The sequence below is a fragment of the Stenotrophomonas sp. GD03794 genome, assembly GCF_029842145.1.
Classification (GTDB): Bacteria; Pseudomonadota; Gammaproteobacteria; order Xanthomonadales; family Xanthomonadaceae; genus Stenotrophomonas; species Stenotrophomonas riyadhensis.
Map to the genome: position 1 here is coordinate 55,946 of NZ_JAOCFV010000028.1, position 6,225 is coordinate 62,170.

Consider the following 6,225-nt stretch of genomic DNA (forward strand, 5'->3'; position numbering starts at 1 on the left):
CGTTGTAGAGCCGAGCCCACGCTCGGCTGATCCCCCGAAAGGCAACCGGGCGCGGGCGTGGCTCTACAACGCCGGCTCCGCCGAGCCTCAGGCCGGCTTTACCTGCTCAGGTTCCGCAGCCTCCGGCAGTGGCGGCAGGCTCGGGTCCACCGTCACCGGCACATCGCTCTTCAGCAGTGCGGCGGCTTCCTTGTCGCTGCCGACTGCCGGCGGTGAACCGCGCAGCGGCAGCCCCGCGGTTTCCTTCACGAACAGCATGGTGACCAGGCCGATCACCGCTGCGCCCATCAGGTAGTAGGCCGGCACCAGCGGGTCGCCGGTACGTTCCACCAGCCATGCAGTAACCAGCGGCGTGGTGCCACCGAACAGCGATACCGAGACGTTGAAGGCGATCGACAGCGCGCTGTAGCGCACCGGGGTATAGAACAGGGCCGGCAGCGTGGACGGCATCGAGCTGGTGAAGCACACCAGCGCCAGGCCCAGCAGCATCAGGCCAAGGAAGATCATCCAGTCGTTGCCGCTGCCGACCAGCAGCAGGCACGGAATCGCCAGCACCAGCAGCGCGATGCAGGCGCCGATGATCATCGGGCGGCGGCCCAGCTTGTCACTGAACAACCCGCCGACAATGTTCAACGGCATCATCACCAGCATCACGATGATGATCAGCAGCAGGCCCTTGCTCTCGGCGTAGCCCATGGTGACGCTGAGGTAGCTGGGCATGTAGGTCAACAGCATGTAGTCGGTGACGTTGAACACCAGCACCAGGCCCATGCACACCAGCAGCTGGCGGCCGTGCACCTGGAACAGCGCGCCAAGCCCGGGCCGGTCGTGCTCGCGCTTCTCGGCTTCCTCGGCGAAGGCGCGGAATGCCGGGGTCTCTTCCAGCTTCATGCGCATGTACAGGCCGAGCAGGCCCAGCGGGCCGGCCACCAGGAATGGAATGCGCCAGCCCCAGTCCAGCATCTGTTCGCTGCTCAACAGCATGTGCAGCGCGGTCACGGTACCGGCGCCGGCGATGTAGCCGCCCAGCGTACCGAACTCCAGCCAGCTGCCCATCAGGCCGCGGTTGCGGTCGGTGGAATACTCGGCGATGAAGGTGGCCGCACCGCCATACTCGCCGCCGGTGGAAAAGCCCTGCACCACGCGCGCCAGCAGCAACAGCACCGGTGCCCAGATGCCGATCCGCTCGTAGGAAGGAATCAGGCCGATCGCAAAGGTACCCAGCGCCATCAGGATCATGGTGAACGCCAGCACTTTCTGGCGCCCATAGCGGTCGCCGAGCGGGCCGAACACCAGACCGCCGAGTGGACGCACCAGGAATGCCACGGTGAAGGTGGCGAAGGCTGCGATCACCTGTGCGGTGGGATTGCTCGACGGGAAGAACACCGGCCGATGGTGACGGCCAGATAGCCGTAGACACCGAAGTCGAACCACTCCATGGCATTGCCGAGGGCGGCGGCACCGACGGCGCGCTTGAGCATGGGCTTGTCGACGACGGTGATCTCATCGACCTTCAGGTGGCGGCGGCGTTTGAACCAGCCGAAGTGGGCATGGGAATCGGGCGTGTCCTGCATGGGGCTCCCTTGTAGGTATGGAATAGGGGAATGGGCGGCGTGGTGTGTCCCGGAAATCGGAAACGGCGATGCAGGCGCAAGTGGCGCAGGGGCATCGGAAGGCGGCGTGGGGGCCGGGGAACGTGTGCAGGCGCAACGCCACGCGCACGGCAAAGCACCGCCGCAACGGCGGAAACGCGGCAACGGGATCACAACGGTCGCGCAGTTGGCAGCCGCGTGTCACATCAGCGTGTGGGGAAGGCAGGCCGTGGGCCTGCGGGCGTCATCCGCCGGGATCCAGCGCGAGGCGATGGAAATGCAGGGCGGGAGCATTCGTGGCAAGCGAAGCGCCGGTCGGCAGTGCTTCCCACGTAACAGGTGCGCCCGTCACGTAGTGGGTCGTGTCGATCATCCGTTCATCATAACGGCATCGGCGTGAGCATGCAGCGAAGCAGGCTGATCTGCACGCTGTGTTCCATCTCGCCTGTTCAGAAGGCTCAGGCCGACTTCGCCATCAAACCGAACACCGTGCAGGCCATCGCCAGGGCGCCCGGCAGTGCCAGTTTCCGCGTGACCAATGCGGCGCCGATCATCGTGAGTACCGAAAGCATGATAGCCAGGGCGAAGAACGGTTTTCCCTGCAGGAACTGGTGGATGCAACCGGCGCAGCCGGCAATGGCCAGGCTGGTGGCGAAGCAGACGTGGAACAGTGAGCCAGCGTACACAGAGGTTCCTCGCGATGATGGAGGCCATAGCGGCAGGCCTCCGGGCAAATTTAGGGCGGATTTCAGATTGCGATGACGGAATCACATCCTGTACGCGCTCTGGTGACATCGGCGTGCATAAGGTGGAGCGCACACCCACTTTTTGGATTGATGGAGGATGCAATGGCGCGGACGATTGCCGAAGGAACGCTGATCGTGGTTGCCGACGGTGGTTCGGCGCGGGTGTTCACCAACGTAGGTAGCGCGAACCAGCTTGCACTGAAGCAGGAGGGTGAACTGCGCCTGCAGGACATCAGCGAGCAGGGGGTGTCCGGGCAGGGCCCGGCCGGGGCGGTGCCCAAGGACATGTCGGTCTCGCAACTCAACGAGGCAACGTTCGCCAAACAGGTGGCCGAACAGCTCAACGAGGATGCTTTGAAGAACCGCTATGCGCATCTGGTGTTGATCGCTGATCCGACCACGCTGGGCCGCATCCGTCCGTTGCTGCACAAAGAGGTCCAGGCACGCCTGCTCGGCGATATCGCCAAGGACCTGACCAACGCACCGTTGGCGGATATCCAGAAGGCACTGGCGGCGTAGCGAGGCCGATCGATCTGCCGTAGCGCCGAGCCCATGCTCGGCTGTCGCGCGGAGCGCGGCGGTTCCGCGCCGCGCAAGACGCAGCCGACGCTATCCCGTCGGTGCTGACCTCACCGCAACGGGTAGAACGGTTCGATCAATCGGGTGCCCGTTGCCTCATCGCCCTTGAATGACAGCTCGAAAGCACCGCCCCACAGCGTTCCGGGGTGGTCGAGCACCTGCAGGGTTTCCATCCGCAGCGCTTCCATGCCGATCAGCGTCGCTGCCTCGTCGCGGCTCACCCACCGGTATTCCTTGTCCGCGGTTCTCGCCGGTGGCTGCCCGGCCCGCAGGGTGGCGCGATAGTGCTGCCGGAACGACACCGCGTCGTGGCTTGGGTCCGGCGGGTCTTCGTTGAAACGATAGCTGTAGATGGCCGCCAGCGTGAACGGCGATACCTGCAGGCCGAGATCCGATGAGAGCTGTTGCAACGCCTGCTGGATGCTCTGTTTGCGGTTGGCGCGTACAGCGGGTGTCATCCAGCCGCTGCGGTTGTGTTCCAGCAGCAGGTGGTCCTGGTCGTCGGTGACCAGCAGGCGCAGGATGGTGTAGTCGTCCTGGGCAGCACGCGATGGGGCGGGGGGCGTGGGCGGCGCGCCATGGCTGAGCGTTACGACACCCAGCAGGCTTGCCATCACGATCCATCGTGCAGTGCGGATGAGCATGCGTCCTCTCCCGGGTGTGGACGCAGGGTAGGAGGGGGCGGGGTACACGGCAAGTGCCGGTACAGCCGTAGAGGTGAGCCATGGCCGGTCGCATTTCCTGCGGGCGTCAGCCGCGCGAGGGCATGCAGCGGGTGCAAGGCCGATGGCCGCACTGCAACATGCGGCACGGGATGCCCGGTGCTAGCATCCGGCAACCACCTGAATCGATCCAAACGCCGATGCCCACGCTGGACCGTCGTCTCCTGATCGCTGTCGCCGCCACGGCGATGCTCGCTTCCGGCCTGGCGTCGGCCGCTCCCGCCAAAACGGCCGCCGACAGGGCATACGCTTCGGTCGACCCGTTCATTGGTACCGGTGGCGAAGGCCACACCTACCCGGGTGCCACGGTGCCATTCGGCATGGTCCAGCTCAGCCCGGACACACGCATCCAGCCGCGCGAAAAGGCCTATGGCTGGGCAGCCGGCTACCGTTACGACGACAGCAGCATCGTCGGCTTCTCGCACACGCATTTTTCCGGCACCGGTCATTCGGACCTCGGCGACATCCTGCTGATGCCGTTCACCGGCAATCCCGGCCTGGAGCGCGGTGACCCGGAAAAGCCGCGCAGCGGTTACGCGTCGCGCTTCCGCCACGATGACGAGAAGGCTGAGCCGGGCTACTACGCGGTCACCCTGGACGACTACAAGGTGCGCGCCGAACTGACCACCAGCGCGCGCGTGGGCGTGCACCGCTATGCCTTCCCCAAGGGCACCGATGCCAAGGTGCTGCTGGACATGCGCACCAGCATGTACGACTACCCGGGCAAGGTGCTGTGGTCGCGGGTGCGGGTGCGCGCCGATGGCACCGTGACCGGCTTCCGCGAGACGCGCGGCTGGGCGCCGGGCCGCCAGCTGTATTTCGCGATGCGTTTCTCGCGCCCGCTGGCCGGGCATGAGCTGCACAACACCGAGCAGGACATCGTCTACAAGGGCTTCCCGCCGCCGGGTGAGAAGGATCCCGCGCAGCGTGCGCAGATCGAAGGGCGGCAGCTGGTCGGTACCTTCGCGTTCGGCAAGCTGGACGCGCCGCTGGTGGTCAAGGTGGCGATCTCGCCGGTCAGTGAAGCTGGTGCCATCGCCAACCTCGACGCGGAAGTGGCCGGCTTCGATTTCGACCGCGTGCGTGCGCAGGCAAGGCAGGAATGGATGCAGGCGCTGTCGGTGCTGGATATCGAGGCCCCCGAACATGCCCGGCGCAGTGCCTACACCGCGCTGTACCACACGATGCTGGGGCCGACGCTGTTCATGGATGCCGATGGCCAGTACCGTGGTTCGGACAACGCGGTGCACAAAGCCGATGGTTTCACGAACTATTCGACGTTCTCGCTGTGGGACACCTACCGTGCGCTGCACCCTTTGCTGACGCTGGTGCAGCCGGAGAAGCGCAACAGCGATTTCGTCAATTCGATGCTGGCCCACCATGAGCACAGCCCCTACGGGATGCTGCCGGTGTGGTCGTTCCATGGCCTGGAAGACTGGTGCATGATCGGCTACCACGCGGTGCCGGTGATCGCCGATGCCTACGTGAAGGGCATCCGTGGCTTCGACGCCGACAAGGCGCTGAAGGCGATGGTCGAGACCGCCAACTACGGGCCCTACGATGGCATCGCACAGTACCGCGAGCTGGGCTATGTGCCGATCGACGAGGAAGGCGAAGCGGCCAGCAAGACGCTGGAATACGCGTTCGATGACTGGACCATTGCTCGCATGGCGCAGGCGATGGGCAAGACCGATGTTGCGGCCACCTTCGACAAGCGCGCCGGCAACTGGCGCAACGCCTTCGACAAGGACACCGGCTTCATGCGCGCACGCAAGCGCGATGGCAGCTTCCGCACGCCATTCGACCCCAGCGCCAGTGGCTACGGCACCGACTACACCGAGGGCAATGCCTGGCAGTACTCCTGGTACGTGCCGCAGGACGTGGCCGGCCTGGCCGCCGCGCACGGGGGCAGCGACAAGCTGCTCGCGCGCCTGGACGAAGTGTTCAACGCCAAGGTCGATCCGTCCATCTTCGAGCACATGGAAGACATCACCGGCCTGATCGGCTGGTATGCGCATGGCAACGAGCCCAGCCACCACGTGGCCTACCTGTATTCGTATGCCGGCCAGCCGTGGCGCACCCAGGCGCGCCTGAAGCAGATCATGGACACCCAGTACGCCGACCGCCCCGATGGCCTGGCCGGCAACGATGACGTCGGCCAGATGTCGGCGTGGTACGTGTTCACCGCGCTGGGCTTCTACCCGGTGGCACCCGGCTCGGGCGAGTACATCCTGGGGCGCCCGTTCCTGCCGAAGACCGCGATGCGACTGCCGAACGGCAAGACCTTCACCATCGTGGCCGATGGGCTGGATGACAGGCACACCTATGTGGGCAGCGTGAGCCTCAACGGCAAGCCGCTACAGCGCACCTTCCTGCGCCATGACGAGATCCTGGCCGGTGGCGAGCTGCGCTTCAGCATGCAGGCCGAGCCGAACAAGGACTGGCCGGGGCAGGGCGCGCAGGCGCCGTATTCGATGAGCCGGTGATGGGTTGTGGGTTGGCGTACGGGGATCCCGCTTCTGGTAGGTGCCAACCTTGGTTGGCACGCGGGACGTCAACGGCGCCAACCAAGGTTGGCGTCTACCG

At 65.5% G+C, this 6,225-nt stretch carries 5 protein-coding genes and 1 pseudogene; 2 read left to right on the forward strand and 4 right to left on the reverse strand.

Annotated elements, in window-relative coordinates; translation table 11 throughout:
* Positions 1-87 precede the first annotated feature (87 nt).
* The 3 genes and pseudogenes from proP to N5D91_RS15200 form a co-directional block, all read right to left on the reverse strand.
* Positions 88-1,574: pseudogene (gene proP / locus N5D91_RS15190) on the reverse strand (glycine betaine/L-proline transporter ProP).
* Between the two features lie 262 nt (positions 1,575-1,836).
* Positions 1,837-1,965, reverse strand: a complete 129-nt coding sequence (locus N5D91_RS15195) for a hypothetical protein (protein WP_256202341.1) — start codon at positions 1,963-1,965, stop codon at positions 1,837-1,839.
* Between the two features lie 85 nt (positions 1,966-2,050).
* Entirely contained in the window at positions 2,051-2,278 is a 228-nt protein-coding gene (locus N5D91_RS15200) for a hypothetical protein (protein ID WP_180853948.1), read from the reverse strand.
* Positions 2,279-2,440: 162 nt separating this feature from the next.
* Between N5D91_RS15200 and N5D91_RS15205 the strand changes: the two genes are divergently transcribed.
* Positions 2,441-2,857 (forward strand): host attachment family protein, encoded by a 417-nt coding sequence (locus N5D91_RS15205; protein ID WP_279907088.1) that lies wholly within the window; start codon positions 2,441-2,443, stop codon positions 2,855-2,857.
* Positions 2,858-2,967: 110 nt separating this feature from the next.
* Here N5D91_RS15205 and N5D91_RS15210 read toward each other — a convergent pair whose 3' ends face one another.
* A complete protein-coding gene (locus tag N5D91_RS15210) occupies positions 2,968-3,561 on the reverse strand; it encodes an NUDIX hydrolase (protein WP_180853947.1) in 594 nt (197 codons plus the stop codon).
* A gap of 218 nt (positions 3,562-3,779) precedes the next feature.
* Here N5D91_RS15210 and N5D91_RS15215 point away from each other — a divergent pair, with 218 nt between their 5' ends.
* Entirely contained in the window at positions 3,780-6,125 is a 2,346-nt protein-coding gene (locus tag N5D91_RS15215; protein WP_180853946.1) for a GH92 family glycosyl hydrolase, read from the forward strand.
* Positions 6,126-6,225 lie beyond the last annotated feature (100 nt).